The sequence below is a fragment of the Heliomicrobium undosum genome, from assembly GCF_009877425.1.
Classification (GTDB): domain Bacteria; phylum Bacillota; class Desulfitobacteriia; order Heliobacteriales; family Heliobacteriaceae; genus Heliomicrobium; species Heliomicrobium undosum.
In genome coordinates this window covers 31,521-48,763 of the sequence record NZ_WXEY01000020.1, presented here as the reverse complement: position 1 = coordinate 48,763, position 17,243 = coordinate 31,521, and the positions used below count along the sequence as shown (strand labels likewise).

Genomic DNA, 17,243 nt, shown 5'->3' with positions numbered 1-17,243 from the left:
AGCCGAAACAGGACGGCGGGGAGTGGTCATCAGCGTGATTCTCACGCTGTATACTAGTATAATCAGAGTTTGTGAAGGAACGACGATGAGAATTGGCGAATAAAAAGTAGGTACGACAGCGTTTTGTTCGGAGAAAGCAAATCGGCCGCCGGGGGCTGTTGAGGTGATTGCCGGTGGAACTATCCGTTGCCGAGTTGGATAACATGCTGGTCACGTACCGGCAGATGGAAGTGGAACTGCGCGTCAAGCTCGAATCGCTCCGGGCGCCCCTGGAAGCGAAATACGGGCGGCCCGTCATCCTCTTCATCGAGAGCCGTACGAAAAAAGCAAAAAGCCTGATCGAAAAGGCGCGCCGCTACGGTTGGCCCGTCAACGGGGAAATCAACAACCACATAAAAGACATCGCCGGCTTGCGGGTGATCGTGCAACACCTTGACGACATCGCGCGGGTGGTGTCGATTCTCAAAAATCGCCGCGACCTGCGCCTGGTCAATGAAAAGGACTTTATCCGCTCCGCAAAGCCGAGCGGTTACCGGAGCCATCACTTAATCGTCGAGTACGATATGTACACGGCTGACGGCGCTGTCTCCCTCTTCGCCGAGATCCAGGTGCGGACAGTGGGCCAGCACTTCTGGGCCGTTTTGCAACACTCCATGATGTATAAATACGGCCTGGAGGTTCCCGCCCACATCGCCGAAAACCTGCGGCTGATCGCCGAAGAGACGAACAAGGCCGATGAGAAGATGATGGTCATGCGCCAGGCCGTTTCGAAGGATTTGGAGACAGACCAGATCCGCGCCTATGCGCGTCACCTGGCAGGCATCCTGCGACGCCTGGAAGCCCCCATGTCCAAAAGCCTGGCCGTTGACCCTGCCCATCACTTTGAGACGATGACCATCCTCGAATTGAGCTTTCAGTTGGGCCGTCGCGGGATGCACCCCCAGAGCCTGCGCCCGCAGGAACTGGCCCGTTGTTCCTGTTGCAAGGCGCCCTTCCTGCTCCATGAAGAGGTGCGGGCCATCCTGCCCCGCATCGATCATGTCCAATCGATCTCCGATCCTGTCCGGCTATGCAACGTCTGTTACTCGCTGGTGCTGCCCATCCTGCGCTGGGAACTGGCGCCGGCGGTAGAGAACAGCCGCCAGCAACGGGAACTGGAGGAGGCAGGCCATCTCAACCGAAAGTTTCAACAGTTTTATGGGGAAAAAATTCAGACGCCCCTGCTGACGCGGCTGCAGAAAGCGTCCGTTCTCATGGGCGAACACCTGACGGTCTGCCCGGCAAACCTGAATGTGGGCGCCGTCACCCTGCTGAAGGCCAAACTGGGTGACGGGCTGAGCGTCCAGGTTGCTTCCGACTGGGACCCCCAAAACGCGGAACTGGAAAACCTCTCCTTTTACTTCAAGGTCAATTACCGGGTTGTGGGCCGGTTGGCCGTCACCTATCACTACCCGGAAATCGAGTGGGACGAATTCCACGAACCAGAACTGGTGGAACCGGAATCTTTCGGGTATGACGAGCTTGAACTGGAAAGGATTTTCACGCAGATCGACGGCACGCTCCGGGAAATGCGCGGGGCGTTGCGGGCCAGCGCGGGCGGTTGATATATTACTTCGAATAGCGATCAGCGACGCGAGTGGCGCCGACGGCGAAGGGTTTCGTTCGCACGGCGTATTGATAGACCGGTGCGAGGCTCTCGGCCCAACCGACCACCCGAGGCAGGTGCAGGCGGCTGAGCCCGTTCTCGCCGCCGTCGATATGTAGCTCCAGTTCCCAACAGAGCAGGCGACTGTTGAGGGCTTGCCGCAGTTTCCCGATCACCTCGATGGACATGTGGGTTTCGAAATCCAACTTTTCACCGAGGGGAAGACGGCGGTTGATCACCTGTGTATATTGATAGGAACGGGCGCCTTTGCGTTCCCGGTAGCCCGTGATCGACGTGACGACGCGGGTGGTGTTGCCGTGGGACTGGCTGTCTGTGCCGATCCAGAGGAACATGCGCGCGTCCGGGTATTCGCCAGAGAAGCGTTGAAAAGCCTGGATCACCTGTTCGAGGGGAAGGAGCCCTTGTTGTCCCCGAAACAACATGCAAGGTATCCTCCTTTCCGGTTGGCGTCACCCGTAGGCGGGCTCGCCGTCAAGTTATAACCCCTAGTGGTAGTTTATCCCCAATGGTTGGTTTTTATGGATGCGAAGAAAGCGAAGGTTTCCGTTATTTTGACGGAAATCTTCGCTTTCTTTTACCTGAATTCGGGGGCGATTTTCCTTATGCCTGATGGTTTTGCCGGTTTCGAGTTGTATGCTCGCAGACGCGTCTCGAGACGGTTACTCTCCGCCGCCGCCCCCGCCGCCGCCCTGACCGGCCTCCTTGCCGCCGCTTTCACCGCCGCCGCCTTTGCTACCCTCCTGGGGTTTCGCTGCTGCCTGGATTTTTTTCTTGATCTCCGGATCGTCCATGCTTTCCTTGACGGTTTCTTTGATAGACTTGCGGACCTCTTTTTCCTTCATGACCAGGGCCAGGTTCTCCTGAAACTTGGAGTCGCGGAGCATCTCTTGTAGCGTCTTCTGGAACTTCGGATCCTGAGAGAGCACCATGGCCTGAAATTCCGGGTCGCGGATCATGCGGGCCAGCCGTTGCTGGTACTCGTCGGTCTTGATGATGTCGATCATCATCGTCTTCATATCCTGATAATCGGGCTTCTCCTTGCCTTGCTGTCCCTGTTGCCCCTGCTTCCCTTGTTGTTGCCCCTGTTGCGGTGACTGCGTTTCCGCCGGGCGGCGCTGGGGGGAACAGGAGGTGATCCCGGTGATAAGCAAAAAGGCGATGATCAGTAACCAGAGTAATCGCTGCATGCCCTCGCCCCTTTCTACGGTCACCGTTAAGATTCCCTCGATGCAGGAAAGCCTATTCCCCCGATTTCACAAACTGTATACTCTGAAAATGCGGCACATATACTACAGCATGAAGGGGGTGAACTCCTTGTCAGCCATTTTATCCATCGGGGCGAGCCGCAATCTGGACGGCCTGAATCACCGGCTCACGCAGGAGATCCGGGCGCTGGCGGGGGAAGGTTGGCGGCTCAGCATGCGTCAGGAACGGTCCAACGGGGTTCACCAACTGACCTGCTTTTTAGAGGATCACCCTGCGGGGGAATCTTTGGACGAGATGACCTTGATCCTGCGACAGTTCGGGGCCAGAGTGCTGATGGAGTGGATCTTGGAAGTTTGGGAACGGGAACTGATTCAGAAACGGCTGCGGGCCGATCACCCGCATTTTAATGATCAGGAACGCAGGCAGATTAGCGACAAAGCAGCCCATATCCTGAAGCGCAAGGAAGAAGTGTCGAAAGAATACATCATGTACCGCATCGGTCGCAACCAGCGCATCCTGGAACGCCTGGTGGAGGTGCTGGTCGATTACGGTCGGATTCATGTGGATGGGTTTCTTCGCTTCCGTTTGCAGGACTATCTTCAGGCGGTCGCTGACGCCGTCGACAGCGCCGTTGACGAATATATGATGGAAAAGGAATACAACGAGTTTATCCGCCTGCTGCGCTACTTTCTGGAGATCCAGGAATCGCGCGTTCAGGTCGTCCATGTCTACCTCCGCCCCGGAGGGTTCCAACTGCTAGACGAAGGGGGAAACCCGGTCAACAACGAGGTGGTCGACGGACTCAGCCGTGACTACCTGGAACATGAAGAGATCAGCTTTGAGGACCTGTTGATCAGCGCGCTGGTGACGGTGGCGCCGGTGCAGGTGGTCCTTCACTCACGGGAGGAGAAGCCAGTCAGTGAGACCTTGAGCACCATCCAGGCTGTCTTCGGCGATCGGTTGCACCGCTGTCCCGGCTGTGAACAATGCCAGCCTTTCACACCGCTGAGGGCGCCGAAGAAGATGCAAACATAAGGAGCCGGGCATCGGCAGGTGAGCAGCGTTCCCGAAAGTTGACAAGCCATTCTTCGACGATTAAACTGAAGCCAAGAGACGGACTCACCGCCTCTCGTCCCGAAATGGGGCGAGAGGCTTCACTGTATTTAAGGAGGACGCACATCTTGAGCAATATCGTGAAAGTGACCCTGAAAGACGGGGCTGTCCGGGAATTCCCTCAGGGAACGACCGTCGTTGCTGTCGCCGAAGCGTTAAGCCGCAAGCTGGCCCAGCATGCGGTGGCCGGCAAGCTCGATGGCAAGGTGGTCGGCCTGACAACGCCCATCGAAAAGGACGGGCAACTGGAGATCTTCACCTTTGACGATCCCGAAGGCCGCGAGGTCTATCGCCATTCTTCTTCCCACCTGCTGGCCCAGGCGGTCCAGCGGCGATTCCCTGGAACGAAGCTCGGCATCGGCCCGGCCATCGAAAACGGTTTCTATTATGACTTTGACTCGGAACACAAGTTTACACCGGAAGACCTGGAGGCCATCGAGAAGGAGATGGCTGACATCGTCAAGGCCGACTATCCCATCACGCGACGGGAAGTGAGTCGGGAAGAGGCCATCCGCTTCTTCGAGGAGCGGGGGGAACAGTACAAGGTTGAACTGGTCAAAGATCTGCCGGAGGACGCTGTCATCAGCATGTACGGCCAGGGTGACTTTGTCGACCTCTGCGCCGGCCCGCACCTTCCTTCCACCGGCCAGATCAAGGCCCTCAAGTTGATGAACCTGGCCGGCGCCTACTGGCGCGGCAGCGAGAAAAATAAAATGCTCCAGCGCATCTACGGCACGTCCTTTCCGAAAAAAGCCGAACTGGACGAGCACCTGCGCCGCATCGAAGAGGCGAAGCGCCGCGATCACCGCCGGATCGGCCAGGAACTGGAGTTGTATACGATCCTCGAAGAGGGACCCGGATTCCCCTTCTTCTTCCCCAAAGGGATGATTATCCGCAACGAACTGGAGAATTTTTGGCGGGAAGAGCATGCGCGGGCCGGCTACCACGAGGTGCGCACGCCCATCATCCTGAACCGGTCTCTCTGGGAGCGCTCGGGCCACTGGGCCAACTACCGGGAAAACATGTACGTGACCCAGATCGACGAAGAGGATTACTGCGTCAAACCGATGAACTGCCCCGGCGGCATGCTCGTCTACAAGCAGGCCATCCACTCCTATCGCGACCTGCCCCTGCGCATGGGCGAACTGGGTCTGGTGCACCGCCACGAGATCTCCGGCGCCTTGCACGGGCTGATGCGGGTGCGTTGCTTCACCCAGGACGACGCTCACATCTTCATGACGCCCGGTCAGATCAAAGATGAGATCATCGGTGTCATTGAGTTGATCGACCGGATTTATAAGACCTTCGGCTTTGCCTACCATGTGGAGCTGTCGACCAAACCCGAAAAGGCCATGGGCAGCGACGAGATCTGGGAACTGGCCACTAACTCCCTCGAAGAGGCCCTTAAAGCCAAGGGGATGGATTTCAAAATCAACCCTGGCGATGGCGCTTTTTACGGTCCCAAAATCGACTTTCATCTTAAAGACTGCATCGGCCGGACTTGGCAGTGCGGCACCATTCAACTGGACTTCCAGATGCCCGAGCGCTTCGATCTGACCTACGTCGGCGAGGACGGGCAAAAGCACCGGCCCGTTATGATCCACCGGGTCGTCTTCGGTTCCATCGAACGCTTTATCGGCATCCTGACAGAGCACTACGCCGGGGCCTTCCCGACTTGGCTCGCGCCGGTGCAGGCGCGGGTGCTGCCCATTACCGACCGCCATCATGAGTACGCCGAATCGGTGCGGTCAGCGCTGGCGAAGCAGGGCGTCCGTGTCGAGGTGGATGGCCGTAACGAGAAGATCGGCTACAAGATCCGTGAAGGCCAAGTGCAGAAGATCCCCTACCTGCTCGTCGTCGGCGACAAAGAGGCCGAAAATGGGGCCGTCGCCGTGCGCAAGCGCGGGGAAGGCGACAAGGGGGCCATGGGGCTCGACGCCTTTACGGCGATGATTATTGAGGAAATCGCGCAAAAAAGAAATCCTGATATGGCCTGTGACAAGCAATAAGGAATAGGCAACCAGCAATTTGCAATAAAAAATTAGAAAAAGGAAAAGGCGACAATGCGTCGCCTTTTTTTATTAACAACTATTTGCGTAATGGCTTGCGATTTGACGGGTTAGACCCTTTGCATCCCCAAAAACTACTTGGTGATGGCGTGGCCGCAGTTGGGGCAGGTTTTTTCTTTCTTTGGGATTTTGGATATGGCCTTCTGGACGGCTTCCACATGGTAGGTAGGCGTGGTCACGACAGGCGGCGGGGGGACGGGCACCGGGGTAACGATGACGGGAACTGTCGGAGCAGGCGCCTTGGGCACCGTAACCGGAGCGGCTGGCGTTGCCGGTTTGGTTACAGTGACCGGCGCAGCGGGAACTGCAGGTTTGGTCGCCGTAAACGGGGAACCGGGGTTGCCGGTTTGGTCACCGTGATCGGAAGGGTGGGCACAGCGGGTTTTGCCGTCGCGACAGGCGCAGCCGGGACGGCGGGTTTCGTCGATGTAACCGTAGTCGCTGCTGCCGGGTTGGCCGGGATTTTGATTTTCCCGATGATGTCAAAGGCCTTATCCGGGATGGTGATGCCCATGTTGACAATCATATCCCGGACCGCGTCGGCGACGATTTCCACCTTGTTTTCGGCATGTTTGGCTTCCGCCATCTTTTCCCTGATCTGCTTCATTGCTTCTTCCATTTTTTTTGGATCCACTGAAATCTCTCCTTTGAAGTTATTGGAGTTCATCAAGCCGGTTGTAAAAGCTGAAGCACTCCATTAACAGGGTATTCTATATGGAAATTATTGCCACAAGATATACACTCTTCTGCTCACACCTTGGCCGAGCGAAGGTAGGCGCCAGCGGACATCTCCTTCGCCGAATAGATGTAGCGGGGTTTGCCGACTATGCCGACGCTGAGCAGTTCCTGGCGGTCATATAGCGCTCCCCTGGGCACGAGATCGACGGTCACGGGGAAACCGCACTCCCGCTCCAGCGCATCGATGAGACCGGGCGGCAAACCGTCAACAGGCGGTTCTGCCTCAACGACGAAGCGCAACCCCGTCGGCTCGACGCCGGCGACCCAAAAACGGCGGCAGGGGAGGCGGTCGACCAGCCCGTCAAGATCCCACAGATCGAGGATCCGCTCACCGAGGGTCACCGTATGGGCGTTCCGGCCCCGGATCTCGAGGGTGGCGCTGTGACCGCAAGGACATTGCGCCGGGATCAGGCGGATACGATCCTGGGTGACATAGCGGACCACCGGTGTGGCTTTGTCGGTGATCGTGGTGACGACGAGGACGCCCGTTTCACCGGGCGGTGTCTCACGAGCGAGGTCCTCTTGCCAGACTTCGAATATGAAGTAATCCTCCAGGGGATGCAGCGTCCCGTAGCGACAAGCGGCGCCGGCGGTGCCGATTTCGGTCATCCCATAGAGCGCGAAGACAGGGACGCCCCAGATGTCCTCCAATAAGCGCCGCTTGCCGGGGGGGATCGGTTCCCCGCCAAGGAGCAGCGCCCGCAGGTGGGGAAAGTCCCGGTCAGGCCGGATCCCCAACAACTCCGCCGTCTCAGCCAACAGCAGCGCTTGCAACGGCAGACCGGCCAAGACGGTCACCTGCAGTTTGCGCATCAGGTCAATAACCCGGGGAAAGGGGCTGACGGTGGAACGGGAGCTGGCGGCGATCACGCCGGCTCCCCGGTCCTGGGCTGCCCGGTGGACGGCATGGGCGATCATGGAGATGGCGTAAGGAAAGCGAATGAGGACGGTGTCGTCAGGTTGAAAGTCAATGCCGCAAGCGTTGACCTGGTCGGCGTTGTCCCGCAGGTCGCCCTGGTGAAACCAGGTGGAGGCCGGCGTTCCCGTCGTGCCGAAGGATTCATGGTATTGCAGGACCTCGGCTTGGGGCACGCAGAGCATGCCGAAGGGCGAATGGCGGATCAAATCCTCTTTGGTCATGAAGGGGATGCTCTTTAATTCCTCCAACGAAGCAAGCGGTTTTTCCGGCAAACGGTCCTTAAAGAAAGGGGCCTGGCGGTAGCGGCTGAAGGCGGTGTTCAACGCCTTCAGCCGTTCTTCCGGAGTCATCGGGCGTCGCTCCCGGTGGGAACCATGCCGGTGAGTTGGGCGATGTTTTTGCCGAGCACCTTGTCCAGGTCATCGGCTTTCAATCCGAGGAGGAGGATTTTGGACAGTTCCGCTTTCGGGTGAGAGAGGGGGAACTCGGAGCCGAAGATGACCTTGGAGGGACCCGCTTGGCGGACCGACTCCTTGATGTGCAGGAAGCTGCCTGTCGATGTTTCCAAAAAGAAGTTGTCGTATGCGACGGCGGCTTCCAAACCTTCCTGATCGGCTGGTCCGAATCCCATATGGCCGAGGATGAAGTTCACCTTGGGAAAGCGGCGGGAAAGGGAGACAAACTTAGCCGTCGATGCGCCGGGGCTGAAAACCGTATGGGTGTAAACAGGGACGCCGAAGGTCCCGCAAATCTCTGTCAGTTCGGCGATGCCTTTGCTGGCGAAGGAGAACTGGTGGCTCATCGGCGACAGCTTCAATCCCCGGAAGCCGGCCTTCAGAAGGTTTTCCAATGTTTCAGGGCCTTTGGGGTCGTGGGGATCGATGCAGGCAAAGCCGGTCATGTTCCCGCCGGAAAGGGAGCAGGCGGCGGAAACATAGGCGTTGTCAGGGATAGGCTTTTCCGGCTTCGCCCTGCCGGTGATGTAGTCGGTCATCCGGCGAACATCCATCATGCCGCCGGGCACCACGACGGCCCGTTCAATGCCGGCTTCCCGCAACTGAGCCTGATAGAGGTCTTTGTTGCCGTACTCGGTGTCAGACAGGTGGGCATGGGCGTCGATGATCATGGCGTTGCCTCCTCCCGGACAACCCGGACCGTCTTGCCGCGGGGGCGGGGAACGGTGTCGACGATCTCAACCTCACAGGGAACGCCGACGGCGTACTCCATCTTGCTGGACAGCTTATCGGCCAGTTCCGGCGTGGCGGTCACCTTCGGGGCCAGTTCGGTGCAGATCTTCAACCGGTCGTTGTCTCCCTTTTTGACGATAAACTGGTACCAGTTGCCCACCTCGGGCTGGCGCATCAAAAACTCCTCCAGGTAGAAGGGGGAGAAGTCGATGCCGTTGATCCGGATCTGATCGCCCTGACGGCCCCGCAGGTGCAAGAGGGGCAATGGTACGCCGCAGGGACAGGGATCAGGGTCGAAATAGCCCAGATCCTGGGTGCGGTAGCGGATCAGGGGCGCGTCGCGGCGGGCGAGACAGGTGACGACGATCTCGCCGACCTCAAGCGGCTCCAACGGTTCACCTGTCTTCGGGTCCACAACCTCCAGGATGACGTGGCTTTCCGTGACATGATAGCCCCGGTGTTCGTCGCATTCGATGCCGACGACACCCCCCTCAAGGGTGCCGTAGTACATATTGGCCCGCGTCCCCCAGAGGTTTTCCACCCGTTCCCGGAAGGCCGGGGAAGAGCCTTCGCCGGTCAACCACATTTTTTTCCAGGGCAGGCTCTTCAGGTCGAAACCTTCTTTCAAGGCCGTCTCGTGCAGTGTCACAGCATAGGAAGGGGCGGTAATGGCGCAGTTAGGCTGCAGGTCGCGGATCATCTGCACCGTCTTTTCCGGTGTCGAATAGGCGCCGCCTTTGCCGGCGGTGAGGACGGTGGCGCCGCAACTGTTGATGAAGGATTTGTGGAAGGCCAGACCGGCGGAGCTCATTTCATAGGGAAGGGCGTTGAGCACCATGTCGCCGCGTCCGACAGGCACGAGAACGGGGAACCCCGGCGCCAGGTCGTGCATGTAATAGTCGGCCCAGGTGTGCAGCACGTAGATCTGCTTGCCGCCTGTCGTTCCCGTGGAGACGTGGATGATGCTGACATCGGCTTTGTCACAGGCGAGGAAGCGCCAGGGATCCTGCCGGAGGTCGTCTTTTGTCGTAAAGGGCAGTTTGGCAAGGTCAGAGAGTTCCTGTATATCCTCCGGTCGGACGCCGGCCTGGCGGAACTGCTCCTGATAGAAGGGGGATCTGGCATGGGCGATGGCGACGATCTCTTTGAGCGCCTCTGTCTGATAGGCCGCCAGCCGTTCCAGTGACATGGCGTCAGAGGCTTCCCGGAAGTAGCGGCGGAACAGGTCGGGTGTTTGGGCCGCCCGGATGCGGTCTTCAAAAGCCAGCGTCATGGCGTCACCTCTTCTCGAACCGAAGCGGGGATGCTGTCGCAGTAGGGGGAGTCGGGGCAATCGGCAGCTAAGCGCGCCCAGATCTTTTTCGCTTCGAATTCGTTGGTGGAACGGCGGTAGCACTCGCCGAGGTGGTGGAGCACGCGCGCGTATTCCTCCTTCGTCAGCAGCGCCGGATCTTTTTCATAGGCTTCTAGGACAAAGCGGAAATCCTGGATGGCTGTCTGGGCCGTATGGAAAAACGCCTCCGGAAGGGAGTAGGCCAGGTAGGCCCGCAGCAGGCGGATGCGCGGGTTTTCGGGATCCTTTTCCTTCGCCTCTCGCAGGGCTTTCATCGTCCGGATGGCGCAGCCGAAGAGGGCGTTCGGTTCGACGGCGTCTTTTTCGATCAGCGCCGTCGCGGAGGCCGAATAGGCCAAGGCGAGGGCATCGTCCGGGTAAGTTTCATGGGCTTTTTTCAGCAGTTCCTTGGCAACGCGGGCGGCCCCCCGGTCGCCGGCGGCGCCGGCTTCGAAGAGCCGAGCCCCCTCGCGGATCAGATCCGCTTTTTCTGTCAGGGCGAGAAGTTCAGCCTCCTGATCAGCCGAGAAGTCGCCCCGCGCGCGTTCGACAGCGCCGGTATAGTCCCCGCCGGCGTCAAGGGCAAGGAGGCGGTTCCAGACCTCATCGGCCTGTTCTGCCATGCCAAGACGCTGGTAAGCGCAGCCCAGGTCGAAGAGGATCTGATTGCGCTTTTCCGGAGGCAACGCAAAGCGGCCCTCGTCATAAGCGGCCAGGATCGCCTCAAAGTCTCCGATGGCAGTCGAGGTGCGCCGGAAGAAGCCCTCATGGAGGCGGAAGCTCTGGTACGCCCGCAACAGGCGGATCTCCAGATCGTTGGGCAGGTTTTCCACGGCCTGGTCGAGGAGTTTGATCGCCGGGATGGCGTTTTTGAACATGCCGTAGGAGTCGTCGACGGCGCTTCCTAAGAGAGATTGGCAGTCGGCGAAATAGGCGGCGACACGGTCGTCAGCGGGGTGCCGGTTGCGCAGTTGTTCGAAAAAGGTCAAGGCCTGTTGGATGGCCTCCCGATTTCCGCGTACCGCTTGGCTGTGCAGATGGACACCTTCAACGATGGCCTCCTCAGAGGCAGGCCGGTGGGGCGCCGGCACGAGGGTGATCCGTTGCGCCTGACCCCGGGGTTCTTCCCGCAGGCCTGACCAGGCGTTGACGCGGGGGACGGTAAAACGAGACGATGAAGCCATGGGATAAAAAACCTCCCGGTTTAACCGAATTGGGGAACAAAACCCTCCTGTTCGACGAGGGTGCGATATTGGGGGTCTCTGGCAAGGGTGAGCAGTTTGGTCCAGGCCGCTTTCGCTTCGTGCATCAGGTGGACGTTCTTATAGGCCACACCGAGTTGGAAGAGGATGCGCCAGTAAAAATCGGCGGCGAACAGGCGATTGTCCTGTTCATAGCGGGAGATGAGGTAGTGGAAGTCCTCGATGGCCGTGCGGCTGCGGTGAAAAAACTGCTCCGGCAGGCGGAAACAGACCTGACCGCGGAGGATGCGCGCCTGGACCAGGTCGGGATGGGCCCTGACCACCTTATCTAATGTCTTCAGGCCTTCCAGCGCCTTGGCGAAGCGCTCTGACGGGTCCACGGCGTCGCGGCCCAGGAGGCAGATGACGCTGCCATAGTAGGCCTCCACCAGAGGGGTCGGTTTGGTCTGACGAAGTTTGACAAGCAGTCCATGGGCTTGCAGAACGGCCTGCTTGTCGCCGTCGATGCCGGCGTCATGGAGGGTAACCGCCTTCCGGAGTTCGACTGGCTCTTCAACGAGCGATGCGGCCGCCGGCGAATTCGGCGATGCTGCCGGGTTCATCGGAAAAGTGACGGTGATACCCGACCAGGAGCGACCACCCGGTTGGGAAGGGGGCTTGTGTTGACTCATGGTTCATTCCTCCCGGTCTGTAGGAAGTGTTAGCCGTCAACAGTGGATGCCAGTTCCGCCAGTTGGAAAGCGTCCACCTCTCCGTCGAGGATGCGCCGGATGGCGGCGGTCAGTTGTCGCGGCCGGGCATGTAGGAAGATGTTTCGCCCGATCGCGATGCCGAGGCTGCCGGCCAGCTGGGCAGCGTAGACCATGTTGAGCAGTTCGCCGGTGGTGTTCGTTTTGGCGCCGCCGGCGATGATGACAGGGATGTGGACGCCGCCGGTTACCCGCATGAAACTCTCCGGCGATCCCGTGTAATTGACCTTGACGATGTCAGCGCCCAGTTCTTCGGCGACACGAGCAGCATGGGCGACTTTTACCGGGTCGTACTCGCTGGCTTGATTGCCGTCTCGTACGTACATCATGGCCAACAGGGGCATGCCCCAGAGTTCACAGGCGTCGGCTACCTGGCCCAGGTCTTCGAGCATCGCATTTTCGGAAGTGGCGCCGAGGTTGACATGGACGGAAACGGCGGTCGCGCCGAGCCGCACGGCATGCTCCACCGAAGAGACCAGTTCCTTGCGGTTCGGTTCCGGCGAGAGGGAAGTGGAGGCAGACAAGTGAACGATCAGGTCGCACTGTCCTGATGAAAGCACGCCTGCGATCTGTCGGGCCAACCCCTTGTGGACGATGACGGCGTCAGCGCCCCCGTCAGCCACGGCTTTCACCATGGGGCGGATCTCTGTCAATCCATCGACGGGACCGAGAGAGACGCCGTGATCGAGCGGAACGGCGAGCAACTGTCCGGACGGCGCGAAGAGCCGGTTCAGGCGAATCTCTTTTCCAGTCATGGCTGCCGCCGCCTCCTAGCTCTCGATGATCTTTTCATCCACTTTGATGCCCACATGTCGTCCCGGCGCGCAGACATAGGCCAGGAGTTGGTCGCCCGGCTGGACGGTGGTGGCATTGCGCGGCTCTCCGTTGGCGCCCATGACGCGGATGTGCCAGTCGTCCTGAACGATCACGTTCAAGTCGATGCCATCGGCCACCCCTTTGATCAGGAGCAGCGGACGCACCTCTGTCTTCACCCGGCCGACGATGATCGGCCGCGTCTCCCCTTTGGTGTTGACGCAAAGGACGGGCGTGCCGGCCCGCAGGTCTGTCAGGTAGTCGGTAGCGTTCCCGGGACGCCAGACGTAGGAGTGGACGGCGCCGGCGTTCACCCGGAAGGGCCGCAGGTTCATATAGGGCAGGTAGTGTGTCTCCGAACAGACAAAAATGCCGCCTGAAGAAGTGGAGCCGATGATCATCCCTTCATCGCGGGTCATGATGCCCGTCGTATCGATACAGGAACGCAAGCCCATCCCGATATGGCTGACCTCCGTCACTGTCAAGGGATGCAGTTGCAGCGGCTCGGCGCCCTGGCGAGACAGAAAGGCCTTCAACCGGATGATTTCGTTCATATCGTCCGTGGCCAGCAGGACGCCGTCGCTGCCCTGTTCCAGGACGCCGAAAGCGACCTCCATCGCTTCTACGCTCTTCTCCGCTTTGAGCAGCACCGTCTTGCTCTTTTGCAGGCGGGCGATGATCAACTCCAGGGGGATGTTTGTGGGCAGGTCGAAGTCGACGACCGCGTAATCATGGCTGGCTGCCCTGCGGCTGGCTTCCTCCAGGTCGTCCTGCCCACCTTCAATGAAGAAAGAGATGCAGGTGCGCAACCCCTTTTCCCGGGCTGCATCCAACAGCGCAGGAATGCCGGAAAGGACGATATCCCCTTCAGACAGGGCGTTTAGGTCGGCCGATTCCTTAATCTCCGTAATCAGAACGGTTTTGAGCGGGAAATGCCCATCCCGCCGTTGCGCCGGCGTGACGACGACGTGTTGAACGGGGGAGTTGTCGATCAACCCCCAGATGTCTCTGCGCTCTAGAGGCACAAGGCGTCCGTCAAACCAGACCTCCCGCGTAACGGCGCCAGTTCCAATCCCACTAGCCACGAACACCAACTCCATATCCTTGAATGCCTCTGCCGAGAAATCTCCCAGCTATTTGAAGTCTATTCCCTGGAAAATTATGGCGTTACGGAAAAAGGGACGCCATAACAAAAAAACCCGCCGCTACCGCGGTGGAGTCATAGAATTTGCCAATTCCCTTGACATGTCGCATGTGTCATGCTATAGTAACCAGCGGAACGACAAACAAGCAGAAGCCATCCGCTTCTCACCCAGGCGCGAAAGACTGCAAACTGGGTTCATCTGTCATAGCCGCGCGATACGGGATCGGCCTTCGCCGAACTGATTGCGTTGTGCAATGGGAGAAGCATGCGGGTGGAAGACCCCGCATTTTTTGTTTGTTTCGTTTGAAGAAATCAGGGGGTGAACATTTATCAGCAAGGACCTGCGCATCAACGAGGAAATCCGCGTCCGAGAAGTTCGCTTGGTGGGCACCGAAGGGGAGCAACTGGGTATCCTGAATATCCGTGACGCCCTGCGCATCGCCCAGGAGAGCAGCCTCGATCTGGTGGAGGTTGCGCCGACGGCCAAGCCTCCCGTATGCCGGATCATGGACTACGGCAAGTATAAGTTTGAGCAGAGCAAACGGGAACGGGAAGCTCGCAAAAAACAAAAAATTGTCAGTATCAAAGAGGTTAAACTGCGGCCGAACATCGAGGACCATGATTTTGACACGAAGGCCCGCAACGCCATCCGCTTCCTGGAGGACGGCGACAAGGTCAAGGTCACGATCATGTTCCGTGGACGTGAGATCACCCACCCCGAGTTGGGACGGCAGTTGTGTGTCCGTCTGGCTGAGGTTTGTCGGCCGATTTCCAACGTGGAACGCGACGCCAAGGTGGAAGGCCGCAATATGATCATGATCCTGACGCCGAAAGCCGAGACCCAGCGGGAACCTCGCGCCGAGAAGCCTCGGGATGCCAAAACGGCTGAGAAAGCGGAAGCCCCGGTCACCGGAGATGCCGCTGAATAATCGCCCCTTTACTCGCTATTGAGGAGTTGAACGACATGCCGAAAATGAAAACCCACCGCGGGGCGGCCAAACGGTTCAAGAAAACCGCCTCCGGCAAATTCAAAGCCAAAAACGCCTTCACCCGTCACATCCTGGAGAAGAAGTCGGCCAAGCGCAAGCGCCAGCTCCGCGGCACCTCTGTCGTCGCCAAGGAAGACACGCCGAAGCTGAAGGAACTGCTTCCCTATCTCTAAGCCGGCCAGCCGGTTCTTTCTCTATTGAAAATACGCCTCAGGCAGCACAGGAGGTCTTCGTATGGCTCGCGTCAAGACGGGTCCCATGTCCCGTAAACGACATAAAAAAATCCTTAAACTCGCTCGCGGCTACCGCAACGCCCATTCCAAGCTTTTCCGCACCGCCCACCAGGCGGTGATGAAGGCGCTCTCTTACGCCTATGCCCACCGCAAGAAGAAGAAAGGCGACTTCCGCAAGATCTGGATCACCCGGATCAACGCTGCCGCCCGGATGAACGGCATCTCTTACAGCGTCATGATGAACGGCCTGAAGCAAGCCGGCGTCGCCGTCAACCGCAAGATGCTCGCTGACCTGGCTGTCAACGATCTGCCGGCCTTCGCCAAGCTCGTCGATGTGGCCAAGGCGAAAGTGAACGCCTAAAATCAAATCGAGTCTCAAAAACAGACATGGCCGCGGGGTCATGTCTGTTTTTCTGGGAAAACTCGTAAGGTGATCGGCAATCTCGGCAAAAGACCCCGGTAACGGAACCAAATTGAGACGGGAGACGGACTGTTCATCCATGCAAAGATATGAACCGCCCAGACCCATTTTCGCCCCCTATGTGCAGGGGAAGCGGCCCAATTACGGACTTTCGCCGGCGAGGGTGCTCGTCGCCGGCTTCGCTCTGATCATTCTGATCGGGGGATTCCTGCTGAGCACGCCTGCGGCGTCGCGGAGCGGTCTGGGAACGCGCTTCCTGGACGCCCTCTTTACCGCCACATCGGCTGTATGCGTGACAGGACTTGTCGTCGTCGATACCCATGACAATTACTCGCTCTTAGGGCAGTTGATCATCATCACCCTGATCCAGGTGGGCGGGTTGGGCTTTATGACCATGGCAACCTTGATCTACTTATTGATGGGCAAGCGGATCAACCTGAAGGAACGGTTGCTCATGCAGGAGGCGTTGAACAGCCTCTCTGTTCAGGGCGTTGTCCGGTTGGCCCGCCACGTCTTGCTGGCCACCTTTCTCATCGAAGGGATCGGCGGGGTCATCCTCTCGTTGCGGTTTATTCCTCAGATGGGCCTGGCGAAGGGCATTTATTACGGCTTTTTTCACGCCATCTCCGCCTTCTGCAACGCCGGCTTCGATCTCTTCGGCGGCTTTCGCGGCATCACCGGCTATGTGGACGATCCGATCGTCACCCTGACGATCTCTGCGCTGATCATCATCGGCGGCTTGGGGTTCACCGTCATTGCCGAGACCTTTCGCTACCGGGAGATCAAGCGGTTCAGCCTTCACACCAAGCTGGTCTGGACGATGACGGTTGTGCTCATCCTCTTGGCCGCCCTGGCCGTCTTCTTTCTCGAATTCAACAACCCGAAGACGCTCGGCGCCCTGGGCTGGGACGGCAAACTGCTGGCCGCCTACTTCCAGGGTGTGACGCCCCGGACTGCCGGTTACAACACCGTAGGCATCGCCGACCTCAAACCAGCGACACAGTTTCTCATGATCATCCTCATGTTTATCGGTGCCTCACCGGGTTCCACCGGCGGGGGCATCAAAACAACCACATTGGCGGCGCTGCTGGCCGCCGTGTGGAGCATGCGCAAAGGGAAGATCGATGTGGGCTTCTTCGAGCGGAGAATTCCGCCGGACACCATCTACAAGGCCGTCGGGATTACGGTGATGGCTGTTCTGCTTGTCATTACCGTGACGATGATGCTGACGATCACGGAAGACGCTGATTTTCTGGCGTTGCTCTTCGAAGCCACGTCATCCTTCGGCACGGTGGGGCTGACCATGGGGATCACACCGAACCTGAGCGACTTCGGCAGGGTACTCATCGCCTTAACCATGTTCGTTGGCCGGCTGGGACCGCTCACACTGGCCGTCGCGCTCAGCAACAATGTCCTAGCGAAACTGCGTTACCCGGAAGAAAAAATCATGGTGGGGTAGGG

The 17,243-nt window shown here is 58.9% G+C and carries 18 protein-coding genes; 7 read left to right on the top strand and 11 right to left on the bottom strand.

Going from position 1 to position 17,243, the window contains the following annotated elements; translation table 11 throughout:
• Window positions 1–173 precede the first annotated feature (173 nt).
• The gene (locus GTO91_RS14195) at window positions 174–1,604 is read left to right on the top strand and encodes a GTP pyrophosphokinase (protein WP_161259389.1); all 1,431 of its coding nucleotides are present in this window, start codon (window positions 174–176) and stop codon (window positions 1,602–1,604) included.
• Between the two features lie 4 nt (window positions 1,605–1,608).
• Here GTO91_RS14195 and GTO91_RS14190 read toward each other — a convergent pair whose 3' ends face one another.
• A complete protein-coding gene (locus tag GTO91_RS14190; RefSeq protein WP_161259388.1) occupies window positions 1,609–2,088 on the bottom strand; it encodes a ribonuclease H-like YkuK family protein in 480 nt (159 codons plus the stop codon).
• A gap of 237 nt (window positions 2,089–2,325) precedes the next feature.
• The gene (locus GTO91_RS18710) at window positions 2,326–2,877 is read right to left on the bottom strand and encodes a GerD family protein (protein WP_161259387.1); all 552 of its coding nucleotides are present in this window, start codon (window positions 2,875–2,877) and stop codon (window positions 2,326–2,328) included.
• A gap of 103 nt (window positions 2,878–2,980) precedes the next feature.
• Here GTO91_RS18710 and ytxC point away from each other — a divergent pair, with 103 nt between their 5' ends.
• Window positions 2,981–3,907 carry a putative sporulation protein YtxC gene (gene ytxC, locus GTO91_RS14180; RefSeq protein WP_161259386.1) on the top strand — a complete coding sequence of 309 codons (927 nt, stop codon included), beginning with the start codon at window positions 2,981–2,983 and terminating at the stop codon, window positions 3,905–3,907.
• Between the two features lie 155 nt (window positions 3,908–4,062).
• Complete coding sequence (gene thrS / locus GTO91_RS14175; RefSeq protein ID WP_161259407.1) at window positions 4,063–5,994, top strand: threonine--tRNA ligase; 1,932 nt, start codon at window positions 4,063–4,065, stop codon at window positions 5,992–5,994.
• A gap of 134 nt (window positions 5,995–6,128) precedes the next feature.
• Here thrS and GTO91_RS14170 read toward each other — a convergent pair whose 3' ends face one another.
• The 9 genes from GTO91_RS14170 to GTO91_RS14130 form a co-directional block, all read right to left on the bottom strand.
• The gene (locus GTO91_RS14170; protein WP_161259385.1) at window positions 6,129–6,302 is read right to left on the bottom strand and encodes a hypothetical protein; all 174 of its coding nucleotides are present in this window, start codon (window positions 6,300–6,302) and stop codon (window positions 6,129–6,131) included.
• Between the two features lie 32 nt (window positions 6,303–6,334).
• The gene (locus GTO91_RS14165) at window positions 6,335–6,688 is read right to left on the bottom strand and encodes a hypothetical protein (RefSeq protein WP_161259384.1); all 354 of its coding nucleotides are present in this window, start codon (window positions 6,686–6,688) and stop codon (window positions 6,335–6,337) included.
• Window positions 6,689–6,804: 116 nt separating this feature from the next.
• The gene (locus GTO91_RS14160) at window positions 6,805–8,061 is read right to left on the bottom strand and encodes a phenylacetate--CoA ligase family protein (RefSeq protein WP_161259383.1); all 1,257 of its coding nucleotides are present in this window, start codon (window positions 8,059–8,061) and stop codon (window positions 6,805–6,807) included.
• Window positions 8,058–8,837 (bottom strand): amidohydrolase family protein, encoded by a 780-nt coding sequence (locus GTO91_RS14155; protein ID WP_161259382.1) that lies wholly within the window; start codon window positions 8,835–8,837, stop codon window positions 8,058–8,060. The genes GTO91_RS14160 and GTO91_RS14155 overlap by 4 nt, the downstream gene beginning before the upstream one ends.
• On the bottom strand, window positions 8,834–10,171 hold the full coding sequence (locus GTO91_RS14150; RefSeq protein ID WP_161259381.1) for a phenylacetate--CoA ligase family protein: 1,338 nt from the start codon (window positions 10,169–10,171) through the stop codon (window positions 8,834–8,836). The genes GTO91_RS14155 and GTO91_RS14150 overlap by 4 nt, the downstream gene beginning before the upstream one ends.
• On the bottom strand, window positions 10,168–11,415 hold the full coding sequence (locus GTO91_RS14145) for a tetratricopeptide repeat protein (protein ID WP_161259380.1): 1,248 nt from the start codon (window positions 11,413–11,415) through the stop codon (window positions 10,168–10,170). Before GTO91_RS14145 ends, GTO91_RS14150 begins: the two co-directional genes overlap by 4 nt.
• 20 nt (window positions 11,416–11,435) lie before the next feature.
• Window positions 11,436–12,104, bottom strand: coding sequence for a tetratricopeptide repeat protein (locus GTO91_RS14140; RefSeq protein ID WP_161259379.1), 669 nt, complete (start codon window positions 12,102–12,104; stop codon window positions 11,436–11,438).
• Window positions 12,105–12,133: 29 nt separating this feature from the next.
• Window positions 12,134–12,937, bottom strand: coding sequence for a 2-amino-3,7-dideoxy-D-threo-hept-6-ulosonate synthase (locus GTO91_RS14135; protein WP_161259378.1), 804 nt, complete (start codon window positions 12,935–12,937; stop codon window positions 12,134–12,136).
• A 15-nt stretch (window positions 12,938–12,952) separates the two neighbouring features.
• Window positions 12,953–14,080: a 3-dehydroquinate synthase II gene (locus tag GTO91_RS14130; protein WP_328793816.1), complete on the bottom strand. Its 1,128-nt coding sequence runs from the start codon at window positions 14,078–14,080 to the stop codon at window positions 12,953–12,955.
• A 388-nt stretch (window positions 14,081–14,468) separates the two neighbouring features.
• Here GTO91_RS14130 and infC point away from each other — a divergent pair, with 388 nt between their 5' ends.
• From infC to GTO91_RS14110, 4 genes are all read left to right on the top strand, one after another.
• Entirely contained in the window at window positions 14,469–15,068 is a 600-nt protein-coding gene (infC, locus tag GTO91_RS14125; protein WP_161259405.1) for a translation initiation factor IF-3, read from the top strand.
• A 35-nt stretch (window positions 15,069–15,103) separates the two neighbouring features.
• Window positions 15,104–15,301 carry a 50S ribosomal protein L35 gene (rpmI, locus tag GTO91_RS14120; protein WP_161259377.1) on the top strand — a complete coding sequence of 66 codons (198 nt, stop codon included), beginning with the start codon at window positions 15,104–15,106 and terminating at the stop codon, window positions 15,299–15,301.
• Between the two features lie 61 nt (window positions 15,302–15,362).
• Window positions 15,363–15,722: a 50S ribosomal protein L20 gene (gene rplT, locus GTO91_RS14115; protein WP_161259376.1), complete on the top strand. Its 360-nt coding sequence runs from the start codon at window positions 15,363–15,365 to the stop codon at window positions 15,720–15,722.
• A gap of 139 nt (window positions 15,723–15,861) precedes the next feature.
• Entirely contained in the window at window positions 15,862–17,241 is a 1,380-nt protein-coding gene (locus GTO91_RS14110; protein WP_207709032.1) for a TrkH family potassium uptake protein, read from the top strand.
• The last annotated feature ends 2 nt before the right edge of the window (window positions 17,242–17,243 follow it).

Coding starts and splice junctions, on each gene's coding strand:
- rplT (WP_161259376.1), top strand. CDS start 15,363: ATGGCTCGCGTCAAGACGGGTCCCATGTCCCGTAAACGACATAAAAAA.
- GTO91_RS14135 (WP_161259378.1), bottom strand. CDS start 12,937: ATGACTGGAAAAGAGATTCGCCTGAACCGGCTCTTCGCGCCGTCCGGA.
- rpmI (WP_161259377.1), top strand. CDS start 15,104: ATGCCGAAAATGAAAACCCACCGCGGGGCGGCCAAACGGTTCAAGAAA.
- GTO91_RS14190 (WP_161259388.1), bottom strand. CDS start 2,088: ATGTTGTTTCGGGGACAACAAGGGCTCCTTCCCCTCGAACAGGTGATC.
- GTO91_RS14145 (WP_161259380.1), bottom strand. CDS start 11,415: ATGGCTTCATCGTCTCGTTTTACCGTCCCCCGCGTCAACGCCTGGTCA.
- GTO91_RS14150 (WP_161259381.1), bottom strand. CDS start 10,171: ATGACGCTGGCTTTTGAAGACCGCATCCGGGCGGCCCAAACACCCGAC.
- GTO91_RS14110 (WP_207709032.1), top strand. CDS start 15,862: ATGCAAAGATATGAACCGCCCAGACCCATTTTCGCCCCCTATGTGCAG.
- GTO91_RS14155 (WP_161259382.1), bottom strand. CDS start 8,837: ATGATCATCGACGCCCATGCCCACCTGTCTGACACCGAGTACGGCAAC.
- GTO91_RS14140 (WP_161259379.1), bottom strand. CDS start 12,104: ATGAGTCAACACAAGCCCCCTTCCCAACCGGGTGGTCGCTCCTGGTCG.
- GTO91_RS14160 (WP_161259383.1), bottom strand. CDS start 8,061: ATGACTCCGGAAGAACGGCTGAAGGCGTTGAACACCGCCTTCAGCCGC.